The following is a 1,256-nucleotide window of genomic DNA, read 5'->3' on the forward strand; positions in this document are numbered from 1 at the left end:
AAACTAGTCTAAAAAGCTTATCAGATAAAGATTGTAGCAATTTATGGTAAAAAAGATAGACCTACTTTTCTCAATAAGGACTATCTATTGATAATGTTACCTACATTTTACAAAACACACCTGAAAAGTCAATTAAATCTGGCGGAATATATCTTGCTCAAAATTATGATTATTCTGTTGCAATCGCTGAAAAAAGTAAGTTTAGAAGCTTTGGCTACTGCCCTGCCAATTCCGATTAAATTTGAAAGTAGAAAAAGAAAAATACAGAGATTTTTATCTTTACCAAACTTAACAATTGAGAGAATCTGGTTTCCCATTGTCAAAACATTCTTAGAAACATATTTTAGTGATGGAAAATTAATTTATGTAGTGATGGATAGGACGGCTTGGGGACGCATAAATTTATTCATGATTAGTATAGTTTGGGATCAAAGAGCAATCCCTGTATATTTTGAATTATTGTCAAAGTTAGGCAGCAGTAACTTTGAAGAGCAATCACGGATATTGAAGAAAACTTTACCCATTTTTGATAACTATAAAATCTGCATATTAGGCAACGCGTGAATTTTGTTCCATAAAATTGGCCAACTGGTTAAAAGATCAGGGGTTATGTTTTTGTACAAGACTCAAAAAGAGTGAATTTGTAGAAATTAAAAATGAAATTTGGTTGGATTTAGATAATCTCGGCTTATCACCGGGAGTTTCTTTCTTTTTGGCAGGAGTTAAGGTTACTAAAAAAAAGGGCTTTACGAGTTTTAATGTTGCCTGTAAATGGAAACGTAAAATTTTAGGAGTAGCTCCAAAGGAAGGATGGTTTATTTTAACAAATCTAGATAGTTTAGAATTAGCAATTTCTGCATACAAGAAACGATTTGATATAGAAGAAATGTTCCGTGATTTTAAAAGTGGAGGTTATAACTTAGAGGACACGAAGGTTATAAATGAGCGGTTAATATCTATGATTCTATTAATATCAATTGCCTATACTAGTGCCACAATACAAGGGCAGGAAATTAAACGCAAAGGTATCCAGAAATATGTTGGTCGAGTGAAGGAATATGGGCGAACACAAAGAAGACATAGTAGTTTTTATATTGGATTATATGCCCAAACTTGGGTTAATTTCATAGATAATTGTCAGGAATTAGTTAGGTCATTATTGAGACTATCTCCTAATAAGCGGAAGTATTATCAACAGGGTGAGAGAGCTATGAGGCTTATTTTATCGGTATCTTAACTGTTTTTGTCCTCCCGTC

Annotated in this window: 1 pseudogene; it reads left to right on the forward strand. The window is 32.7% G+C overall.

The annotated features are described in order from the left end of the window. The first annotated feature begins 93 nt into the window (after positions 1–93). Positions 94–1,237, forward strand: a pseudogene (locus ACSQ6I_RS24635) (IS4 family transposase). Positions 1,238–1,256 lie beyond the last annotated feature (19 nt).

Origin of the sequence: Anabaena sp. WFMT (genome assembly GCF_051781005.1) — a bacterium.
Classification (GTDB): Bacteria; Cyanobacteriota; Cyanobacteriia; order Cyanobacteriales; family Nostocaceae; genus Anabaena.